The organism is Solirubrobacter phytolaccae (assembly GCF_027587195.1).
Classification (GTDB): Bacteria; Actinomycetota; Thermoleophilia; order Solirubrobacterales; family Solirubrobacteraceae; genus Solirubrobacter; species Solirubrobacter phytolaccae.
Genome location: NZ_JAPDDP010000049.1, coordinates 1 through 20,202 on the forward strand (window position 1 = coordinate 1; position 20,202 = coordinate 20,202).

The 20,202-nt window shown below is 71.7% G+C and carries 24 protein-coding genes; 21 read left to right on the top strand and 3 right to left on the bottom strand.

All coding sequences use genetic code 11. The annotated features are described in order from the left end of the window. The 12 genes from OJ997_RS23060 to OJ997_RS23115 form a co-directional block, all read left to right on the top strand. On the top strand, positions 1-2,102 hold a 2,102-nt coding region (locus tag OJ997_RS23060; protein ID WP_270027612.1), incomplete at its 5' end, for an FtsX-like permease family protein. A 321-nt stretch (positions 2,103-2,423) separates the two neighbouring features. Next, complete coding sequence (locus tag OJ997_RS37775) at positions 2,424-3,956, top strand: ABC transporter ATP-binding protein (RefSeq protein ID WP_270027613.1); 1,533 nt, start codon at positions 2,424-2,426, stop codon at positions 3,954-3,956. A 75-nt stretch (positions 3,957-4,031) separates the two neighbouring features. After that, positions 4,032-4,412: an ATP-binding protein gene (locus OJ997_RS23070; protein WP_270027614.1), complete on the top strand. Its 381-nt coding sequence runs from the start codon at positions 4,032-4,034 to the stop codon at positions 4,410-4,412. Between the two features lie 102 nt (positions 4,413-4,514). Next, complete coding sequence (locus OJ997_RS23075; protein ID WP_372517924.1) at positions 4,515-4,769, top strand: STAS domain-containing protein; 255 nt, start codon at positions 4,515-4,517, stop codon at positions 4,767-4,769. 11 nt (positions 4,770-4,780) lie between these two features. Then, positions 4,781-5,911 carry a sensor histidine kinase gene (locus OJ997_RS23080; protein ID WP_270027615.1) on the top strand — a complete coding sequence of 377 codons (1,131 nt, stop codon included), beginning with the start codon at positions 4,781-4,783 and terminating at the stop codon, positions 5,909-5,911. After that, on the top strand, positions 5,898-6,542 hold the full coding sequence (locus tag OJ997_RS23085) for a response regulator transcription factor (protein WP_270027616.1): 645 nt from the start codon (positions 5,898-5,900) through the stop codon (positions 6,540-6,542). The genes OJ997_RS23080 and OJ997_RS23085 overlap by 14 nt, the downstream gene beginning before the upstream one ends. Positions 6,543-6,629: 87 nt before the next feature. Then, complete coding sequence (locus tag OJ997_RS23090) at positions 6,630-7,655, top strand: beta-ketoacyl-ACP synthase III (protein WP_270027617.1); 1,026 nt, start codon at positions 6,630-6,632, stop codon at positions 7,653-7,655. Continuing rightward, entirely contained in the window at positions 7,652-8,389 is a 738-nt protein-coding gene (gene fabG, locus OJ997_RS23095) for a 3-oxoacyl-ACP reductase FabG (protein ID WP_270027618.1), read from the top strand. Before OJ997_RS23090 ends, fabG begins: the two co-directional genes overlap by 4 nt. Positions 8,390-8,412: 23 nt before the next feature. Further along, on the top strand, positions 8,413-8,661 hold the full coding sequence (locus OJ997_RS23100) for an acyl carrier protein (protein ID WP_270027619.1): 249 nt from the start codon (positions 8,413-8,415) through the stop codon (positions 8,659-8,661). Beyond that, positions 8,658-9,857, top strand: coding sequence for a beta-ketoacyl-[acyl-carrier-protein] synthase family protein (locus OJ997_RS23105; protein ID WP_270027620.1), 1,200 nt, complete (start codon positions 8,658-8,660; stop codon positions 9,855-9,857). The genes OJ997_RS23100 and OJ997_RS23105 overlap by 4 nt, the downstream gene beginning before the upstream one ends. Then, positions 9,854-10,657: an enoyl-ACP reductase FabI gene (gene fabI, locus OJ997_RS23110; RefSeq protein WP_270027621.1), complete on the top strand. Its 804-nt coding sequence runs from the start codon at positions 9,854-9,856 to the stop codon at positions 10,655-10,657. Before OJ997_RS23105 ends, fabI begins: the two co-directional genes overlap by 4 nt. After that, entirely contained in the window at positions 10,654-11,760 is a 1,107-nt protein-coding gene (locus OJ997_RS23115; RefSeq protein ID WP_270027622.1) for an SDR family oxidoreductase, read from the top strand. Before fabI ends, OJ997_RS23115 begins: the two co-directional genes overlap by 4 nt. On the opposite strand, the gene OJ997_RS23120 is transcribed toward OJ997_RS23115, so the two are convergent. Beyond that, the gene (locus tag OJ997_RS23120) at positions 11,678-13,006 is read right to left on the bottom strand and encodes a hypothetical protein (RefSeq protein WP_270027623.1); all 1,329 of its coding nucleotides are present in this window, start codon (positions 13,004-13,006) and stop codon (positions 11,678-11,680) included. The genes OJ997_RS23115 and OJ997_RS23120 overlap by 83 nt on opposite strands. A 50-nt stretch (positions 13,007-13,056) precedes the next feature. Here OJ997_RS23120 and OJ997_RS23125 point away from each other — a divergent pair, with 50 nt between their 5' ends. Next, positions 13,057-13,542 (top strand): hypothetical protein, encoded by a 486-nt coding sequence (locus OJ997_RS23125; RefSeq protein ID WP_270027624.1) that lies wholly within the window; start codon positions 13,057-13,059, stop codon positions 13,540-13,542. Here OJ997_RS23125 and OJ997_RS23130 read toward each other — a convergent pair. Beyond that, complete coding sequence (locus OJ997_RS23130; protein WP_270027625.1) at positions 13,532-13,861, bottom strand: antibiotic biosynthesis monooxygenase family protein; 330 nt, start codon at positions 13,859-13,861, stop codon at positions 13,532-13,534. The two genes, OJ997_RS23125 and OJ997_RS23130, sit on opposite strands and share 11 nt — an antisense overlap. Beyond that, positions 13,852-14,694 (bottom strand): alpha/beta fold hydrolase, encoded by an 843-nt coding sequence (locus OJ997_RS23135; protein WP_270027626.1) that lies wholly within the window; start codon positions 14,692-14,694, stop codon positions 13,852-13,854. The genes OJ997_RS23130 and OJ997_RS23135 overlap by 10 nt, the downstream gene beginning before the upstream one ends. A 22-nt stretch (positions 14,695-14,716) precedes the next feature. On the opposite strand from OJ997_RS23135, the gene OJ997_RS23140 reads away from it, so the two are divergent. The 8 genes from OJ997_RS23140 (at position 14,717) to rplL (ending at position 19,742) form a co-directional block, all read left to right on the top strand. Beyond that, on the top strand, positions 14,717-16,312 hold the full coding sequence (locus tag OJ997_RS23140) for a hypothetical protein (RefSeq protein ID WP_270027627.1): 1,596 nt from the start codon (positions 14,717-14,719) through the stop codon (positions 16,310-16,312). Positions 16,313-16,402: 90 nt separating this feature from the next. Beyond that, positions 16,403-16,567 (top strand): 50S ribosomal protein L33, encoded by a 165-nt coding sequence (rpmG, locus tag OJ997_RS23145; RefSeq protein WP_028059448.1) that lies wholly within the window; start codon positions 16,403-16,405, stop codon positions 16,565-16,567. Between the two features lie 22 nt (positions 16,568-16,589). Next, positions 16,590-17,015, top strand: a complete 426-nt coding sequence (gene secE, locus OJ997_RS23150) for a preprotein translocase subunit SecE (protein ID WP_270027628.1) — start codon at positions 16,590-16,592, stop codon at positions 17,013-17,015. A 10-nt stretch (positions 17,016-17,025) separates the two neighbouring features. After that, a complete protein-coding gene (gene nusG / locus OJ997_RS23155; RefSeq protein ID WP_121251692.1) occupies positions 17,026-17,547 on the top strand; it encodes a transcription termination/antitermination protein NusG in 522 nt (173 codons plus the stop codon). Next, positions 17,547-17,972, top strand: a complete 426-nt coding sequence (gene rplK / locus OJ997_RS23160; protein WP_270027629.1) for a 50S ribosomal protein L11 — start codon at positions 17,547-17,549, stop codon at positions 17,970-17,972. The genes nusG and rplK overlap by 1 nt, the downstream gene beginning before the upstream one ends. Beyond that, on the top strand, positions 17,972-18,697 hold the full coding sequence (rplA, locus tag OJ997_RS23165) for a 50S ribosomal protein L1 (RefSeq protein WP_270027630.1): 726 nt from the start codon (positions 17,972-17,974) through the stop codon (positions 18,695-18,697). The genes rplK and rplA overlap by 1 nt, the downstream gene beginning before the upstream one ends. Positions 18,698-18,770: 73 nt before the next feature. Then, the gene (gene rplJ, locus OJ997_RS23170; RefSeq protein ID WP_270027631.1) at positions 18,771-19,349 is read left to right on the top strand and encodes a 50S ribosomal protein L10; all 579 of its coding nucleotides are present in this window, start codon (positions 18,771-18,773) and stop codon (positions 19,347-19,349) included. 6 nt (positions 19,350-19,355) lie between these two features. Then, positions 19,356-19,742 (top strand): 50S ribosomal protein L7/L12, encoded by a 387-nt coding sequence (gene rplL / locus OJ997_RS23175; RefSeq protein ID WP_270027632.1) that lies wholly within the window; start codon positions 19,356-19,358, stop codon positions 19,740-19,742. Positions 19,743-20,202: the final 460 nt, after the last annotated feature.

Here is a 20,202-nt window from a genome sequence, read left to right on the forward strand (position 1 = left end):
ACGATCCGACTTGCACGGAGGGCTCGTCGGGCGGCGCGCCCGGGGGCGGCACGGAGGGCTCGTCGGGCGGCGCGCCCGGGGGCGGCCCGGAGGGCTCGTCGAGCGGCGCGGGGGCGGCGGTCGGCTCGTCGCCGGTGGTGCCGAGTGCAGGTGCGGCCCGCCTGTCGTCGGGCGGCGCCCCTGCGGCGTCGCCGGTCGCGGCCACGTCGGGCGTGGCCGTGGTGCTGCGCGAGGGGTTCCTGACGTCCGGGACGCTGTTGGCGGGGCTCGCGCTCTTCGTGGCCGCCGTCGGCGTGATCGCGGGCGTGCTCGGCGGGGCGCAGTCGCGTGGGGTGCGGATCGCGCTCGAGGCCGGGTGCGTCGTCGTGCTCGGCGGGCTCGTGTGGCAGGCCGCGTCGCGCGGGAGCGTCGACGCGGGCGCGCTCGCGGGAGGTGGGACCGTCGATCCCCTGTTGGTGCTCGCGCCCGGTGCGGCGGCGCTCGCGTGTGGGTTGCTGGCGCTGCGGCTCGTGCCGCCGCTGCTGCGCTCGCTGGCGCGGGGTGCCGAGCGGCTGCCGGTCGGGCCGTACCTGGCGCTCGTCGCGCTCGCGCGGCAACCCGCGCGGACGGCGGCCGCGGTCGCCGTCGTGGCGGTCAGCGCGGCGGCGGGGACGTTCGCGCTGGGCCACGCGCGGACGCTCCAGCAGGGCGCGCTCGACCAAGCCGCGTACCGAACGGCCGGCGACGTGCGCGGGCTCCGCCCGGCGGCGAGCTCCCGGCCGGACGCGGACCAGACGCCCGTCGTGCGGATCAAGGCCGAGACGCTCGGGCGACCACTGCCGGTGCAGGTCGTCGGGGTCGGCGCAGAGGCCCTGCCGCGGTTGCCGGGCTGGCGCGAGGACTTCAGCGCGGTGCCGATCGCGCAGCTCGCGAAGCGCCTGGACGGCGATCCGAACGGACTGCAGCTCGGCGGGGTGGAGCTCCCGGTCGACGCACGGCGGCTCGAGCTGCCGTTCACGCTCACCGGCGCGCGGGCCGTGGTCCAGCTGGCGGTGCAGCGGCCCGACGGCACGTTCGCGCGGCTGTTCGGGGCGGACGAGCTGCCGCCCGGACGGCACCGGTTGTCCGCGCCGATCGCGCGCAGTGAGCGCGGCGGGCGGATCGTCGCCCTCGAGGTCGCGCTTGGCCCGGGCGGCAGCGGCACGAGCGACCTCGGGGAGGTGATCCCGGACGCGCTCCGCGTGACGCTCGCCGACGGCCGCCGCGCCGCGCTGACCGACTTCGCCGACTGGATGCCGACCACCGGCGGCAGCTTCACGGGCGGCACGTTCTCGTATTCGATCGCGGGCGTCGCGGGCTACCTCGGCATCCGCCCGCAGCAGCCCGCGGCGCGCGAGCCGATCCCCGTCCTCGCGACCCCTGCGCTCGCCGCGCGCGTCCGGGCCGGCGCTAACCTCGTGCTGCGCCTCCCGGGCGGCGGCCAGACCCGCGTGCAGATCGCGGGCACGGTCCGCCACGTGCCGACGACGGGCGCCGGCGAGGCGATGATCGCCGACGTCGGCCGCCTGTTCGCGGCGCTCAACACCCAGTACCCGGGCCTGGCCGCGGTGTCCGAGCACTGGCGGATCGGGCCCGCGCCGCCGTCCGGCCCGGAGCTGCGCCGCGCGGACCTCGCGGCGGAGGCGGCGGCGGACCCACTCGCCCGGGGCGTCCTGGGCGCGCTGCGCGGGCTCGCGGTGCTGGGCGCGCTCGTCGCCCTCGCGGCGGTCGCGCTCGCGGTGGCCTCGACGGCGCGCGACCGCGGCGGCGAGCAGGCCGAGCTCGAAGCCGTTGGCGTCGCGCCGCGCACGCTGCAGGCGCAGATGGTCGCGGGCGCGGCGGCGACGGCGCTCGTCGGGTTGGTCGCGGGGCTGTGCGGCGGGGCGCTGTTGACGGGGCGGTTCACCGGGCTCGTCGCGCTCGGGGCGGACGGGCGAAGTCCGCTACCGGAGCTGCTGCCGGCGTTCCCGTGGGTGGTGGCGGTCGGCGCGGTGGTGGCCGCCGGCGTGGTCGCGGTCGTGGGGGCCGGCGGGCAGGCGCGACGCGCGTTCCGTGGGGACGCGGTGGGGCGGCTCCGTGGGTAAGGGCGTGGGGATCTCGGGGCCGCGCGGTGGGGCCAGTGAACGGCCGGCACCGAGGAGGGGCGGGATCGGCCGCGCCGATTGCGCATCGGCCGGGTACGCGCGCTCGCGGGCTCGGGCTGTGGGGGTGTGCCCCGAAAAGTCCGCGGGACGGGAGTTTCCGGACACACCCCTGTGCGATCGCGTGCTGGGCGCAGACGATCACGAGCGCGCGTTCGAGGTGGCGCGTTGGTGGGGGTGTGTCCCGAAAGTTGCCTGTGAGGAAGGTTTCGGGACACACCCCCTCGACGGCGGTGTTCGTTTTGCCTCGCGGAGGAGGACACCGTGACTGAGCACGCGATCGAGGCGCGCAAGGTCTTCGTCGTCCACGAAGGGGCGACCGGCAACGTCGTGAGCCTCCAAGGGGCAACGCTCACCGTCGACCACGGGGAGCTCGTCGCCGTGATGGGGCCGAGCGGGTCGGGGAAGTCCACGCTGCTGAACTGCCTCGCCGGGCTGCAGCCGATCACGGCCGGGCACCTCTATGCCGCCACGCCCGTCGCCACCGTCGCGCAGGACGCGGCCAAGGCGCTCGGGGACGACCAGCCGATCACCACGCGGATCGCGCTCAGGGCCCGCCTCGCCGGAACGCGCAAGCGCGCCGCCACCCGTCGCGCGCACGAGCTGCTCGAACGGCTCGGCCTCCAGCACCGCGGCCACGCTCGCCGCCAGGAGCTCTCGGGCGGTGAGCAGCAGCGGGCGGCGCTGTGCGTCGCGATCGCGGCGCGGCCGAAGCTCCTGCTGGTGGACGAGGTGACCGGCCAGCTCGACGCCGCCACCGGCCGCGGCATCCTCGAGCTGCTCGCCGAGCTTGCGCACGAGGGCCACTCGACCGTCGTGCTGGCCACGCACGATCCGCGCGCGACGGAGGTCGCCGACCGCACGGTGACCATCCGCGACGGCCGGATCACGGGCGCGCTGCACGGGCGCAGCGGCCGCACGTTCGTGTTCGTCGACGACGGCGGCGTGCTGCGACTCGATCCGGACGACCTCCACGCCGCGGGGATCGCCGCCGAGGCCGAGGTGAGCCTCGCGCCCGGCGCCGTGATCCTGCGGGGCACCGCCCAACCACGCCTCGCACAAGCACCGACCACCGACGCCCCGAGCGGCGGCCAAGAGCTCGTCCGCCTCGAGCACGTCCGCCGCCGGTTCGCGACCAGGGCCGAGACCGTCGACGCCGTCGCCGGCGTCAGCCTCGCGTTCAAGGCAGGCGCCTTCCACGCGCTCGTGGGTCCTTCGGGCTGCGGGAAGACGACGCTCCTGCACCTGATCGCGGGTCTGGACCGCGCCGACCACGGCACCGTGCAGATCGGCGGCACAGACCTCGCCACCCAGACCCGCGCCCAACTCGCGCGGCTGCGGCGCGAGCACGTCGCCGTCGTCCCGCAGGTCTCCGCGCTGGTCGGCGGCCTGTCCGCGCTCGACAACGTCGCCCTTGCCCTCAGGGCGCGCGGGCAGGACGCACGCCAAGCGCGCGCCGCCGCCCTCGAAGCGCTCGAGCAGTTCGGCCTGCAGGATCTCGCCCAGCGCGCGGCGCAGGGCCTGTCCGGCGGCGAGCGCCAGCGCGTCGCTCTCGCCCGCGCGCTCGCGACCAAAGCGCCGCTCATCCTCGCCGACGAGCCGACCGCCAACCTCGACGAGGCCAACGCCATCAAGGTGGCCGAGATGCTCGCGACCACCGCCCGGCAAGGCGCCTGCGTCGTCTGCGCCACCCACGACGCCTCCGTGACCGCGCGCGCGACGACCGTCATCGCCATGCGCGACGGCAAGATCGCCCCCGGAACGGGCGGGGCGATGACGCCTTCGGCGATTGCCTAAACAAATCCGAACGCGCCACGTCACTTCGCCAACCCGGCCGGTTTCCTGCCAATTCGCACCGGGCAGGCAAACCCTATGGAGGCCCACACGCTCGAGCTGACGTTCCCGCCCGAGCCAGGGTCCGTAGCCCAGGCGCGGACCCAGCTGTGCGACGCGATGGCACCGGACCTGCAGGACGAGCAGGTCGAGACCCTACGGCTGCTCGTCTCGGAGCTGGTGACCAACGCCGTCCGCCACGGCGACGGCGGCGAGTCGGTCGAAGTCAACGCGCACTGGAACGCGGAGGTCCGGATCGAGGTGGTCGACCATGGCCACGGGTTCCAACCCACCCCGCGCTTCGGCCGCAGCGACGAGCCCGGCGGCTTCGGGCTCTACCTCGTCGGCCGCCTGGCTGACCAGTGGGGCGTCGAGACGACCGACGGCACCACCGTCTGGTTCGTCCTGCAGCGCCACTGACCACCGGGTGCGGTAGCTTCCCCCTCTACGAGCACGTACGGGGGCCCAGCAAGCTGGAAGGTCACGGAGGTCGCCGACCTGCGCGGAGACCGCACGCTCGTCTTGCACGGCGAGCTGGACATCGCGACGGCGCCGGAGCTCGTGCACCTGCTCACCCGCCTGCGTCACCACGGCCACGCCGTGACGGTCGATCTCGCCGAGGTCACGTTCATGGACTCGACCGGCCTGACGACGCTGATGGACGCGCACCGGGAGGCGGAGCTGGGCGGTGGGACGTTCGCCGTCCGCCGGGCCTCGCCGGCCGTCCGGCGCGTCTTCGAGCTCGCGGGCGTGAACGGCGTCCTCGACGACGGGTAGGCTCGCCCGAGGTGGAGAGCCACACCGTCCCCCAGCAGCCGACGGTCAGCATCGACGCACTCGAGACGTTCGTCGAGCTGCTGGCGCGCGTCGACGCCGACCCCGCCACGGACGACTTCTACAGCCGCCTGTGCGAGGCCACCTGCCGCCTCGCGGACATGGATCGCGCGGTCATCTTCCGCTACGACGGCGCACGCAGGCGCGTGCGAGCCGCCGGCGCGTACGGCATCGACCTCGACGTGTTCGCCGACGCGCAGGTCAACGTCGAGACGGTCCGCGTGGCGCGCGACTCGCTCGTCGAGGACCGCGTGATCGAGATCAGCTCCTCGTTGGCCGAGGACGTGCCCGAGGAGTACCGCAGCCTCATCACCGCCTCGAACACGCTCGTGTGCACGCCGATGGCCGCCGCGGGCCGCTGGCTGGGCGTGATCCTGTCCGACCGCAAGCCGGACCGGCCGCCGCTGAGCGACTCCGAGCGCTACGTGCTGTGGACGCTCGGCAAGACGGCCGCGCTGGCCGCGTTCGCCCGCCAGGCCACGAACAAGCAGGCCCAGGCCCGCCAGCTCTCGGAGCGGATGGACCTCGCCCGCGAGGTCCACGAGTCGGTCATCCAGCGCCTGTTCGGCATCCAACTCGTCTTCAGCTCCCAGGCCGAGCTGTCCCCGGCCGCGCGGCAGCGCATCGCCGCCGAGCTCCAGGCCGCGCTCCACGACCTCCGGCGCGCGCTGCAACGTCCGCTCGCCCGCCAGGCGCCGGAGACGAACACGACGGTGCTCGAAGAGGTCGAGCGCCTGCGCCGGGAACACCGCGACCTGCGCCTCGTGCTCACGCCCGGCAGCGAGGCGGTCGAGATCCCGAAGCCGATCGAGCCGCTCGCGCAGTCCGTGCTCGCCGAGGCCGTCCGCAACGCGCACAAGCACGCCAAGCCGAGCAAGATCGAGGTCAGCCTGGCGATCAAGGACGCGGACACGCTCGTGCTCGACGTGGTCAACGACGGCATCCGCGGCCGCGCCCGCCACAGCGGCATGGGCCTCAAGCTGGCGGCGCTCGAAGCGCTGCAGTTCGGAGGCATCGTGGAGTTCGGCGAACGCGATCCCGGCTGGTGGCGCGTCAGACTGGCGGTGCCCCTTGACCGGTCCTGACCTGAATCCCTCGCGCATCGCCGCCGGCACGTCCGACCGCAAGCTGCGCGTGCTCGTCGTCGACGACCACGAGGTCGTGCACTGGGGCCTGCGCCTCATGCTCGGCGAGCAGCCGTGGGTGGAGCGCTGCCTGTCGGCGCGCAACACGCAGGAGGCGCTGGCGCTCGCGCGCCGCTACGACCCGCACGTCGCGCTCGTGGACCTGTTCGTCGGGCAGGAGTCAGGCGCGGAGATCTGCGCGCAGCTGCTCGCGCTGTCGCCCCGCCTCAACGTCCTGCTGATCTCCGGCGCCGGCCGCATCTCGCCCAACGCCGCGCGAGCCGCCGGCGCATCCGGCTTCATCTCCAAGGATTGGCCTGCCGCGGACATCGCGGGCGCCGTGCGCATGGTCGGCTTGGGCATGACGGTCTTCAAGCCGCACGAGGCGCCCGCCGGGCCGCCGCTCTCCGAACGCGAACGCGAAGTCCTGGAAGCCATCGCGGGCGGCGCGACCAACCGTGAGATCGCGGGTGAACTCTTCCTGTCACCGCACACGGTGAAGGAGCACACGTCCTCCCTGTACCGCAAGCTCAACGTCAGAAACCGCGCCGAAGCCGTGCAGAAGGCGCAGCGGCTCGGCCTGATCTCGTAAACGAGTGGGGGTGCGCCACCCCCCACACAGGGGGTAGGCGGCAAGCGGAGGTGGGACACACAACGCCTCTGCGTGATGGTGCAGGGCGTGAGCAACGCAACCCTCCCTCCTGAGCTGCATCAGATCGCGCGTGACGCGGCGCGCACCGGGAGGCGACCCGCACCCCCGCGGACCGCGACGATCCTCGGGCTCGGCCACTACCTGCCCAGCGAGGTCGTCCCCAACGCGGATATCGCCGAACGCATCGGCGTCGACGATCACTGGATCATCAAGCGCACGGGCATCAAGGCCCGCCGCCGCGCTGCCGCGAACGAGGGCACGACCGACCTGGCCGTGTTCGCCGCCCGCCGCGCCCTGCAGGACGCGGGCGTGCAGGCCAAGGACCTGGACTTCGTGATCGTCGCGACCATGAGCGCCGACGAGATCACTCCGAACTGCGCGCCGCTCGTCGCGCACGCGATCGGCGCCGACCGCGCCGCCGCGTTCGACATCGGCGCCGCGTGCACCGGCTTCCTCGCGGGCCTGTCGCAGGGCGCCGCGCTGGTCGAGGTCGGCCGCGCGGAGCGCATCCTGCTGATCGGCGCGGAGAAGCTCACCCGCATCACCGACTTCAACGACAAGAAGACCGGCATGCTGTTCGGCGACGGCGCGGGCGCCGTCGTGCTCGGCCCGTCCGACAGCGGCGCCGGCGTCGGCCCGATCGACCTGCACGCCGACGGCGGGCTGGGCGACACGATCCTGGCCACGCACGAGGACCCGTACATCCGCATGGACGGGATCTCGACCTTCAAGATCGCCGTCAAGAACCTGTCCGAGTCGACGGTCTACGCGGTCGCCGCGGCCGGCCTCGAGCTCGACGAGATCGACCTGTTCGTCTACCACCAGGCCAACAGCCGGATCCTCAAGGCCGTCGGCGAGCGCCTCGAGCTGGACCCCGGCAAGGTCGCGGACTACATCGCCCAGCTCGGCAACACGTCGGCCGCCTCGATCCCGCTCACGCTCTCGCTCTCCCGCGAGGACGGACGCCTGCGCGCCGGCCAGAAGGTGCTGCTGGGCGCGATCGGCGCGGGCTTCACCTGGGGCGCCGGCGTGATGGAGTGGACCCTTTCATGAGCCGTCCAGAGAACGCAGTCGCCCTGGTCACCGGTGCCTCCAAGGGCATCGGCTCCGCGATCGCGAAGAGCCTCGCCGCCGACGGCTGGGCCGTCGCGGTCAACTACCGCTCCGACGAGGCCGGCGCCAACGCGGCCGTCAAGGCGATCGAGGAGGCCGGCGGCACCGCCAAGGCCATCCACGCCGACGTCACCAGCGGCGACGGCAAGGCGCTCCTCAAGCAGATCGAGGACGACCTCGGCGGGCCCGTCCTCGCGCTGGTCAACAACGCCGGCGTCGCGCGCGACAACATCGTGCTGCAACTGACGGACGAGGACTGGGACGTCGTCATCGGCACCAACCTCACCCCGGCCTTCCGCCTGACGCGCGACGCGCTGCGCCCGATGATCAAGGCGCGCTACGGCCGCGTGATCAACATCGCGTCGGTCGTCGGGCCGCGCGCGAACGCCGGGCAGTCCAACTACGCCGCGGCGAAGGCGGGCCTGATCGGCATGACCAAGACGATCGCCGCGGAGGTCGCGCGGCGAGGAGTCACCGTCAACGCGGTCGCACCTGGTTTCATCGCGACCGACATGACCGCCGACCTGGCGACGGACGAGATCGTGAAGGCGATCCCGGCCCGCCGCCAGGGCACGCCGGAGGAAGTCGCCGCCGCCGTGCGGTTCCTCGCCTCCGACGACGCCGGGTACGTCACCGGCACGACGTTGTATGTCGACGGCGGCATGTCCGCTTAAAACCCCAGAAGGAGATCGATCCCATGGCCAACGCCATCACTGAAGAAGCCGTCCAGAAGACCGTCTACGAGGCGCTGCCGCAGTTCGGCGTCGACGAGGGCGACATCACGCGCGAGGCTACTTTCGAGGACCTCGACGTCGACTCGCTCGACCTCGCCGAGCTCTCGCAGATCATCGAGGACGAGTACGGCGTGGCCCTCAAGGGCGACGACGTCGGCAAGATCAAGACCGTCGGCGACGCCATCGACCTGGTGATCCAAAAGGGTTCATGAGCCGCGAGGTCGTCATCACCGGCGTCGGCGCCGTCACCCCGCTCGGGGTCGGCGCGCGCACGCTGCATGAGCGCTGGAGCGCCGGCGTCGTCGGCATCACCGACGGCAAGGGCGTCGCGACGGAGTTCGACCCGACCGAGCACCTGTCCGTCAAGGAGGTGCGCCGCGCGGACCGCTTCACGCAGTTCGCGCTGGTCGCGGGCGACGAGGCCCTCGCCGAGGCCGGCTGGAGCGAAGAGCTCCCCTACGAGGGCGACAAGATCGCGTCGATCCTCGGCACCGGCATCGGCGGCATCGGCACGCTCGAGCGCGGCAAGGAGATCCTGATCGAGAGCGGGGCGAAGAAGGTCCCGCCGCTCTCCGTGCCGCTCATGATGAGCAACGCCGCCGCCGCGGCCGTCTCCATGCGCTTCAAGCTGCTTGGCCCGTGCCACGGCATCGTCTCCGCCTGCTCCGGCGGCGCGGACGCCATCGGCGCCGCGAAGATGATGATCGAGTCGGGCCTCGTCGACGCCGTCGTCACCGGCGGCTCGGAGGCGGCGCTCACGCCGCTGTCCAACGCGGCCTTCGGCGCGCTCGACGCGCTGTCCAAGCAGGGCATCTCGCGTCCGTTCGACAAGGACCGCGACGGCTTTGTCATGGGCGAGGGCGGCGCGATCCTCATCCTCGAGACGCGCGAGAACGCCGAGAAGCGCGGCGCGAAGATCCTCGGCACTTTGAAGGGCTACGGCGCTTCGGCCGACGCGTACCACCTGACCGCTCCGGACAAGGACGGCGGCGGACCGTCGCGGGCGATGAAGGCCGCGATGCTCAACGCGGGCATCACGCCGGACGACATCGTCTACGTCAACGCCCACGGCACCTCGACCGGCCTGAACGACGCGGCCGAGACGAAGGCGCTGAAGATGGCGCTCGGCGACCGCGCGCACGAGATCCCGATCTCGTCGCTGAAGTCGTCGATCGGGCACCTGCTCGGCGCCGCCGGCGCCGTGGAGGCGGTGGCGACGATCCTCGCGCTGCGCGACCGGATCGCTCCGCCGACGCTGGGGCTCGAGAACCCCGACGAGGGGCTCGACCTCGACTACGTCCCCCACCAGGCCAAGCCGCTGGACATCGGCGACAAGCCCGCGATCGCGATCTCGTCGTCGTTCGGCTTCGGTGGCCACAACGCTGTGCTCGCTCTGGAGGCGGCATGAGCTCCCTCGCAGGTAAGAAGCTCCTGATCACGGGCGTCATCAACCGCGAGTCGATCGCGTTCGAGGTCGCCCGCCAGGCGCAGGCCGCCGGTGCGGAGATCGTGCTGACGGGCTTCGGCCGTGCCAAGCGCATGACCGACCGCTCGGCCAACCGGCTCGATCCCGTGCCGGACGTGCTCGAGCTCGACGTCAACAAGCCCGAGGACATCGAGGCCGTCGCGGCGGACCTGAAGGAACGCTGGGGCCGGGTGGATGGCGTGCTGCACGCGATCGCCTTCGCCCCGGAGGACGCGCTCGGCGGCAACTTCCTCAACACGCCGGCCGAGAGCGCCATCACGGCGTTCACGACGTCGGCGTTCTCGCTGAAGGCGCTGACCGTCGGCCTGTCCGACCTGTTCCCGGAGGAGGGCGCGGCGATCGTCGGGCTCGACTTCGACGCGCAGGTCGCCTGGCCGGTGTACGACTGGATGGGCGTCGCGAAGGCCGCGCTGGAGGCCACCGCGCGGTACCTGGCGCGGGACCTCGGTCCCCGTCGCGTGCGCGTGAACCTGGTGAGCGCCGGTCCGCTGGCGACCCTGGCGGCGCGCGGCATCCCCGGCTTCTCCGACCTGGCCACGGCCTGGGAGAAGCAGGCGCCGCTCCCCTGGGACGTCGAGGATCCCGCGCCCGTCGCGGAGACGATCAACTTCCTGCTCAGCGACGCCGCCCGTGCGATCACGGCGGAGATCATCCACGTCGACGGCGGCTTCCACGCGATGGGCACGCAGATCGTGCCGATCCGCGAGGAGGTCGAGGCGTGAAGAACCCCGTCTTCCTGACCGGGGCGACCGGCTTCCTCGGCATGGAGGTGCTCGCGCGCCTGGTCGAGAAGGGAGACCGGGACGTGGTCGCGCTCGTGCGGGCGGCGGACTCCGCCGCCGCGACCGAGCGCCTCCACGGCGTGATGGCCAAGCTCTGGCGCGATCCGACGCCGTACTTCGACCGCGTGCGCGCGGTCGCGGGCGACGTCACCTCGCCGGGGCTGGGCATGGACCGCGCCGAGCGTGCGGAGATCGCCGAGGAGGTCACCGCGGTCATGCACTGCGCGGCCTCGATCTCGTTCGACCTGCCGCTCGACGAGGCGCGCCAGATCAACGTCGAGGGCACGCGCGAGATGATCGGCTTCGCCCGCGAGGCGAAGTCGTGCGGGCGCCTGGACCGCTTCGTGCACGTCTCCACGGCGTACGTGGCGGGGATCACCAAGGGCACGTTCCGCGAGCGTCAGCTCGACGCGGGCCAGGAGTTCCGCAACACGTACGAGCAGACCAAGTGGGAGGCCGAGCACGTCGTCAACGACGCGTCCGACCTGGACCCGGTGATCGCCCGCCCGTCGATCGTGATGGGCGAGTCCGACTCGGGCTGGACCCCGGCGTTCAACGTCCTGTACTGGCCGATCCGCGCGTTCTCGCGCGGGTTGTTCGAGAGCGTCCCGGCCCGGCCGGAGGCGCTGGTCGACGTCGTGCCCGTGGACTACGTCGCCGACGCGCTCGTGCACCTGCTCGAGGACACGTCGGCCTCGGGCGTCGTGAACCTCGTGAGCGGCCAGGAGGCCTGCTCGGTCGACGACCTGGTCGGGATGACCTCGGCCGCGTTCGGCCGTGAGCGCCCGCCCGTCGTCGCGCCCGGCTCGACCGGCACCGGCTCCGCCGCGGCTGACGACCACGCCCAGGTGTACTTCCCGTACTTCGACATGGACATGGTCTTCGACGACTCCCGTGCGCGGGCGTTGCTGGGGCCGGCGGGCATCAAGTGCCCGCACCTGACGGACTACTTCCCGCGGCTCATCGAGTACGCGCAGGAGACCCGCTGGGGGAAGTCGCCTCAGACGCGCGAAGAGGCTGTCGCCGCGCACGCGGCGGCGTAGCCAGGTACGGGTAAAGGACGATCAGCGCGCCCGTGTAGAGGGCTCCGGCCACGAGCACGGGCGCGAGATGCAGCGGGTCGGAGTAGCCGACCTCCAGATGGACGATGGTCGTCGCCGCGAAGCCGGGCAGCCCGGCCGCGGCGAGCGTCCACCACAGGCGCCGCGCGTGCCGGTGGACGCCGCGCAGCGCCACGATCAGCAGGCCCACGCCGGCGGCCGCGAGCGCGCCGCCGAAGCCCGCGCGGTCGTGCGCGATCAGGCTCGTCAGCTGCGGGTCGATCGCCTCGATCTCGGCTTTCGTCGCGTGCAGGAAGTCCAGGTCGGACGGCACGAACACGCCGCTGATGCCGATCGTGGCGATGCCCAGGCCGCCGACGGCCACGCCGAACGCGGCGCTGACGAGCAGCAGCTGCCCCGTCTGCGCGCGCAGCCAGGCGGCGTCGTTGTGCAGGTCCGGCGGCGGCAGCGCCCGCGGCGGGCGGTCCTTGACCGTCAGGAAGAACGTGGGCAGCAGGCCCGCCGTCAGCCCGAAGTGCAGCGGGTCGAAGTACCCGTAGCCGACGAACAGCAGGAACGAGACGAAGCCGATCGCGGATGAGCTCACCACGGCGGCCCATTCCCAGCGCGTGAGCCCGTCCATGGCCAGCCCGGCGTACAGCGCGCCGAGCGCGATCATCACGCCCGCCAGCGTCGCCCGGTCGTGCTCCATGAACGGCACGAGCTGCGCGTTCGCGGCGTTCAGCTGCTCCTTGCTCAGGCCGACGAACGCCTCGTCGTAGCCGAGCAGCACCGGCCCGCGCGCGACGAGCCACACGATCACGCCGGCGAGCATCATGCTGAAGCCGAGCGCCTGCGCGGCGCCGCCGCCCGCGTTGGCCGGTGGCGGTCCCACCGCGGCGTTGATCCGGCGCGGGAGGCTCGGGCCCGCTTCACACAGCGCGGCCGCGTCCACGTACACGCGGTCGCTCGTCTTGAGCTGCTCCAGCGCTTCGGCGGGGCTGCGGACGACCGGCCCGGGTGTCTCCGGTCCGACGTGCACGCCGGCCGCTCCCAGCCGCTCGAGCACGGGGTGCGGCCGCGTCGCGCGGATCCACACGGGCGACTCCACCCCGGCGGGCGGCTTGGCGTCCCCGACGACCTCGATCAGCTTCCCGCCGCCGGGCACCCGCGCGACCGCGTCGGCCGCGCCGAGCAGCAGCCGCGGCGGCAGGCGCTTGAGCAGCGGGTGATAGCTCCAATCGGGCATCGCACCGGAAAGCTTGACAAAGGTGAGCCGACGTTGAGACGGTCGCACATATGATCACACGCAAGGGACTGCTCACCGGAGGCGCGGCCGCGGGTGCGGCCGCCCTCGCCACCGCTTCACCGGCGCTGGCCCACGGCGACGACGACGAGCTGGTCGGCTCCTGGTACGGCCGCGTCACCGCCGACGACCCGGCGCTCGGCAGCTTCGAGGAGCTGATCAGCTTCCACCGCGACGGCATCGTCACCGACGCGCACCGCCTCTACCTCCCGGCCACGCCGTTCGGGCCGCTGCTCGAGACCTCCGGGCACGGCGCCTGGAAGAGCGTGCGCGGCGGCTACACCGCGTTCTTCCGCTTCCTCCTGCAGCAGGCGCCGCCGTCCGCCGGGGCCGCGGTGGGCACGGACAACGTGCGCCTGAACTTCCGCGTCCAGCGCGGCCGGATCAGCGGCCGCTTCGAGTCTCAGATCAAGGACACGAGCGGCGCCCTCGTGTTCACCGCGACCGGCGCGATCGTGGCGGAGCGGATCACGGCGTAGCGGGCGTCACCAGCTCGACGACCTCGAACTCCATCACCGCGGACCCGTGCGCGACGGGCGGGCGCTGGCCCTCGCCGTCGGCGCGCGCCTGCACGTGCCCGCGCGTGAAGGACTCGCTGGAGATCCAGGCCTTGAAGTCCTCGTCGGTCTCCCAGTGGGTGACGACGAAGTAGCGCGTCTCACCCTTGACGGGGCGCAGCAGCTGGTACCCGAGGAACCCGGGCTGGTTGTCGACTTCGCGAGCGCGCTTCGCGAAGCGCTCCTCGAGCTCGGGTCCACGGCCTTCGGCGACTTCAATCGCGTTGATCTTCACGACCATGGGAGCGAGCGTACTGCGGCGGCGACGTCTCCCGGCCGTTCCTCGGGCACGAAGTGTCCGCAGCCTTCCAGGAGCATCGTGAAGGCGTCGTCGCCGCGACGGTCCAGACCCTCGGCCAGCCGGGTCCCGATCGGGTCGCGGCGGCCCTGCAGCAGCCGTGTCGGGATCATCAGCCGCCCGGACGGGCCGCGCAGCAGCTCGTGAGTCAAGAACTGGCGGTAGTACTGGCTCGCGGCCGCCGCCGTCGTCTTGTAGGGCTCGACGTAGATCGGCTCGGCCGCGCGGTCGTAGGTCTCGCGATCGCCCCAGGCGGCCCGAAGGAACCGCGTGACGACGTGCGGGATCAGCAGCGGCCCCAGCACCGGGGCGGCGATCGGCGGCTGATAGAGGAACCGCCGGCCCTCGCGCACGAGGTCGGTCGTCGAGTTCCACGGGTGCACGATGCCCGTGGCGACGTAGCCCGCGAAGCGCTCCGGGTGGCTCAGGGCGAGATGCCAGCCGACCCACGCGCCCCAGTCGTGGGCGACGAGGATCGCCCGCTCGATGCCCAGCGCGTCGAGCAGCGCGATCTGGTCGGCCGCGATCGTCGCCTTGCGGTAGTCGCCGTCGGGCGCGGTGCTCGTCCAGCCGAGCCCGCGCAGGTCGGGGGCGATGATCCGGTGCTCGGGCAGCGCGGAGAAGAGCCGACGCCACTCGTACCAATGCTGCGGAAAGCCGTGCAGCGCGAGCACCGGCGTGCCGTCGGCCGGGCCGTGCTCGGCCACGTGCACACGCACGCCGTTGGGCAGGTCGACGTAGCTGTGGATGACGCCTTCGAGCTCCGGAGGGTTCACGCAGGTGATAATGCCCACCGCGATGCGGTATCTCGCACTCGTCTGCGCCGTCTTGATGCTCGCCCCTGTGGCGTCGGCACGTGAACGCGCGCCCGGAGCCCCCGGCGACAAGGCGACCTGGGCGCAGGCCGAGAAGCTCGGGTTCGGGACGTCGGCGACGCGTGCGAGCCGTGTCTGGTTCACGCTGCGCGAGACCGGGCTGACCGAGGTCTTCTACCCCGACGTAACGCACCCGTCCGCGCGGGAGCTGACGTTCATGGTCGACGGCCGGCGGGTCACGACGGGCACGGTGGCCAACGACGCGCTCACCTACACCCACACGACCGAGACGGACGCCTGGCGCCTCATCCGCACCTACGTCAGCGACCCGGAGCGGGCGACGGTGCTGGTCAAGGTCCGGTTCGAGTCGCGCGACGGGGCCGACCACGACGTCGAGGTCGCGTTCGACCCGCAGCTCTACGGCGACGGTGACGACGACGTGGGCTGGACGCGCGGCCACGCGCTGCTCGCCCACGACGCGCACATCGCGAGCGCCCTCGTCGCCCGCCCGAGCCTCACCCGCACGAGCTCGGGCTACAAGGGCCGGGAGGAGGGCACGCTGCTCGAGCACACCTACGACGCCCTGCGGCCCGGGAACGTCGTCCAGCAGGCGCACACGCGGCTCACGGGGCGCGGGGACGACCGCGACCTCGTGCTGGCCCTCGGCTTCGGCACGCGTGGCAGCGAGGCGCTCGGCGCCGCCCAGGCCTCGCTCAACGCCGGCTGGGACGGCGTCGCCGCCGCGTACCGCCAGGGCTGGCTGGACTACCGCAACACGCTGTTCCCGATCCCCGCCGCCGGGCTGCCCGTCCAGGCGGCCTACGAGACGAGCGTGCTGCTCCTGAAGGCCTTCGAGGACAAGGACGACCAGGGCGCGTTCATCGCCAGCCCGAGCGCCGAGCACGACGTCGTGCGGGCGCGGGACCTCTACCACGTCGCCACAGGGCTGATCGCCGCGGGGGACAAGGCGGCCGCGAACCGCGCGCTGGACCAGCTCCTCGACGGCCGCATGGCCGGTGACGGGCTCACGCTCGTGCTCGCCCAGCAGCTCGCCAGCACGGACTGGACGCGCGTGCGGCGGATCGCGGACAGCCTCGTCGGGGCCAAGAGCGGGTCGGCCGAGCGGATCGCCGGGCTCATCTGCGCGGCCGACCTCGCCCGTCGCAAGGGTGCCGTCGCCCGGGCCCGAAAGTACGAGCGGGTCGCCGACGCCTGGCAGCGCTCCGTCGCGGTCACCGAGGACAACGTCCTGGAGCTCGTCCGGCTCGGCGTCAAGCGCGCCGACGACCCTGCCGTCCTGAGCGTCCTTAGGACGAACCGGAAGGGCCAGTTCCAGCCCGCGAGGGTCGGTGCTCGCGGCGAGTACGAACTGCTCGCCGGACGCCCCGCGACCACCCAACTCGGCACGCTCGGTTCCGCCGTCAACGATGGCAACATGTTGGGCGAGCGCAACCCCGGCGCAACGCCTTTCGCCTGGTCACACGCACAGTTGGTCCGGCTCGCCTGGTCGATCGAGACCCGTACTCCGGTCGAGTTGCCCGCGGTCGTCGCCGCGCGCTACACGAGCGCCGCAAGCTAGGCGCTATTCTTCTCTGCCACCTCGCACCGGAGCGGGGTTTTCTTCTGCCCCGGTGCTTTACGAACCCACGACTCTCGGAGCACGCCGTCCATGGCCCGCGGAGACGTCCGGATCGCAGTGACCCTCGCATGCGAGGACTGCAAGCGCCGGAACTATCAGACCAAGAAGTCCAAGCGCAATAACCCGGATCGCATCACCCTGCGCAAGTACTGCAAGTGGTGCCGGCGTCATACCGGGCATCGCGAGACGCGCTAGCTAAAAGGAACGACCCGGAACGATGGCCACCAATCGTCCAGACCGCGACGACGACGACCTCAGCGAGGATCGCGTCCGCGACGACGAGAACGCGCGTGACTTCGGCGAGACCGAGCCGCCGGATCCGCTCGGGCAGGCAATGCCCGACGTCACGGAGGCGCATATCGCCGAGTCCGGTGGCCCGGTCCGCAAGACGTCCGAGCAGCGCCCCGCGCACGAGGATCATCACGGCCACAGCCATGAGGCGGACCGTCCGCGCAAGGGGATCTTCGGCCGCGCCGTCGACTTCCTGCGCGCGTCCTGGGCCGAGCTCAAGCGTGTGCAGTGGCCCGACCGCCGTCAGGTGGGTCAGGGCACGGCAGTCACGCTCGGGTTCGTGGTCGTCGCGGGGGCTTACCTGGGCGCGCTCGACGCGCTCTGGAACCCTCTAATTCAGTGGATTCTCTGAAGAAGGCCCCATGTTTCGCTGGTACGTCATCAACACTTATTCCGGGCACGAGAACAAGGTCAAGCAGAACCTCGAGCACCGAGTCTCTTCCCTGAACCAGTCGCGCGCTGTGCGACAGGTCGTCGTTCCGACGGAGACCGTTCAGGAGATGAAGGACAACCAGAAGGTCTCGGTCGAGAAGCGGACCATGCCCGGCTACGTGCTGGTGAACATGGACCTCAACGAGGACTCCTGGCAGGTCGTGAAGGGCACGCCGGGCGTCACCGGGTTCGTGGGTGCGTCGAACGAGCCGATCCCGCTGACCCAAGCCGAGGTCGATCGCCTGCTCCACCGCGAGGTGGCGCAGAAGGTCCCGAGCAGGGCCCAGTTCACGATCGGCGAATCTGTCAAGGTGATCTCCGGTCCGCTGTCGGACTTCTCGGGTGAGATCTCCGAGATCAACGAGGACGCCTCGAAGCTCAAGGTGCTCGTTTCCATCTTCGGCCGCGAGACTCCTGTCGAGGTCGGGTACGACCAGGTGAAGAAGATCTAATGGCCAAGAAAGTACTGACGACAATCAAGCTGCAGGCGCCCGGAGGCCAGGCCTCGCCGGCGCCGCCCGTGGGTCCCGCGCTGGGTCAGCACGGCATCAACATCATGGAGTTCGTGAAGGCGTTCAACGCCCAGACCGCGGGCGACGCGGGGGTCACCATCCCCGTCGTCATCACGGTCTACGAGGATCGCTCGTTCACGTTCGTCACCAAGACGCCGCCGGCCGCGGTGCTGATTCGCCAGGCGATCGGCATCGACAAGGGGTCAGGCGAGCCGAACCGCACCAAGGTCGGCACGATCACCAACGAGCAGGTGCGCGCGATCGCTGAGAAGAAGCTCAACGATCTGAACGCGCACGACGTCGACCAGGCGGCCAAGATCATCGCGGGCACCGCCCGCTCTATGGGCGTGGAGGTCGTCGCGTAATGGCGAAGCACGGCAAGACATACGAAGAGTCCCGCGCGAAGGTGGACCGCAACCGCGAGTACACCCCGCTCGAGGCCGTCAAGCTGATGAAGGACGCCAAGCGCGCGAAGTTCGACGAGTCCGTCGAGGTTCACATCCGCACGGGTCTGAACGTCCGCCACGCCGACGAGCAGCTCCGCGGCACGATCGCGCTGCCGCACGGCCTCGGCAAGGAAGTCAAGATCGCCGTCTTCGCGAAGGGCGAGAAGGCCAAGGAGGCCGAGGAGGCCGGCGCGGACATCGTCGGCGCCGACGACCTCGCCGCGAAGATCCAGGAAGGCTTCATGGACTTCGACGTCGCCATCGCGACGCCGGACATGATGCCGGTGGTCGGCCGCCTCGGCCGCATCCTCGGTCCGTCGGGCAAGATGCCGAACCCGAAGGTCGGCACGGTCACCATGGACGTCGCCAAGGCCGTCCAGGAGTCCAAGTCCGGCAAGGTCGAGTACCGCACGGATCGCACCGCGATCGTGCACATGACCGTCGGCAAGACCTCCTTCTCTGACGAGCAGCTGCTCGACAACTACCGCGCGGTGATGGAAGAGATCAACCGCGCGAAGCCTTCCGCCGCGAAGGGCAAGTACATCCGCACCGTGACGCTCGCGTCGACCATGGGCCCCGGCATCAAGGTCGATCCGACGCGTCTTAAGGACTTGGTCGACACGGAGGCCGGCGCTACCGCGTAAGCGGTCTGCACACCCGGCCTCTCCCCAGACTCCGGCCGCCCACGAGGCGTAAGACCGGGATAGGAGAAAGCGCTTGAACCGAGAGCAAAAGGCTCAGGTCATCCAGGAGGTGGCCGGGTCTCTACGTGAATCCCAGGCTGTCTTCGCGGTTGACTACCGCGGCATCTCTGTGGCCCAGGCCGCGGAGCTGCGCACCGCGCTCCGCGCGAACGACGCCAGCTTCACCGTCGTCAAGAACACGCTCGCCGAGCTCGCTGCCGGCGAGGTCGGTGCTGACGGCCTGAAGCCCCTTCTGAAGGGCCCGACCGCGATGACCTTCGTCCGTGGCGATGCCGCCGCGGCCGCGAAGGCGCTGCGTGACTTCCGCCGCTCGACGCAGAACACGCTGCTCGAGTTCAAGGGCGGCTGGATGGACGGTCAGGCGCTCTCGCCCGAGGACGTCGACGCGATCGCCCAGCTCCCGTCGAAGGAGGTCCTCATCGGCCGCCTCGTCGGCATGATCGCGTCGCCGCTCACCGGCCTCGCGACCGCCCTGAACAACCTGCCGGCCGGGCTCGCCCGCCAGCTGCAGGCGATCGTCGACCAGGGTCTCCTGGGCGGCGACGCACCTGCACCCGCACCCGCTTCCGCTTCGACTGACACCGAGGAGTAACAAAACATGGCTTCCAGCACCCAGGAGTGGATCGACGAGCTCAAGTCGATCAGCGTTCTCGAGCTTTCCGAGCGCATCAAGGCCCTCGAAGAGGCCTTCGGCGTCTCCGCGGCGGCGGTTGCCGTCGCCGGCCCGGGCGGCGGCGGTGGCGGCGGCGAGGCTGCCGAGGCCGCCGAGGAGCAGACCGCGTTCGACGTCGTCCTCACGGCCGCCGGCGACAAGAAGATCCAGGTCATCAAGGTCGTCCGCGCGGCGACCGGCCTGGGCCTGAAGGAGGCCAAGGCGCTCGTCGACGAGGCCCCCAAGCCCGTCAAGGAAGGCGTCGAGAAGGAAGAGGCCGAGAAGCTCAAGGCCGAGATCGAGGAGGCCGGCGGCTCCGTCGAGATCAAGTAGATCTCGAGCCGCTAGCGGTTCTTTGCTCGGAGGGCGCCCATGTGGCGCCCTTCGGCGTTTAAGGGCCGCGTCGAACGTCAACGGCTGACCACGCCCACGAGCGCCGCGTCAGGGCCGGTTTCCCACGGGTGCCCAACGCCGGCGTCCCCACAGGACCATTTCGGTGGGCACCCCCCTCTCGATCGACGGTGTGCTCGCCGTTCGCAGGCGAGCACGCGCGAGGGCTTAACGCACGAGAGCGGCCGACGGGGCCGCTCTCGTTGCCGTTCCCTCCAGGGGGTTCGAGCCTATGACGGTGCCGGAAGTGCGCCGGCGAGGGGACATCTGGGGGGCGGTGACGGGCCGCTCTCCAGGTGATGGCTCGGGGGGTGTTCGGACTGCTGGGACTTTACGGAGGTACGGGTAGCCGCACCATCCCCCGGAAGTGGTAACCGGAAATTGGTGCGCAGAAGACTCGCCG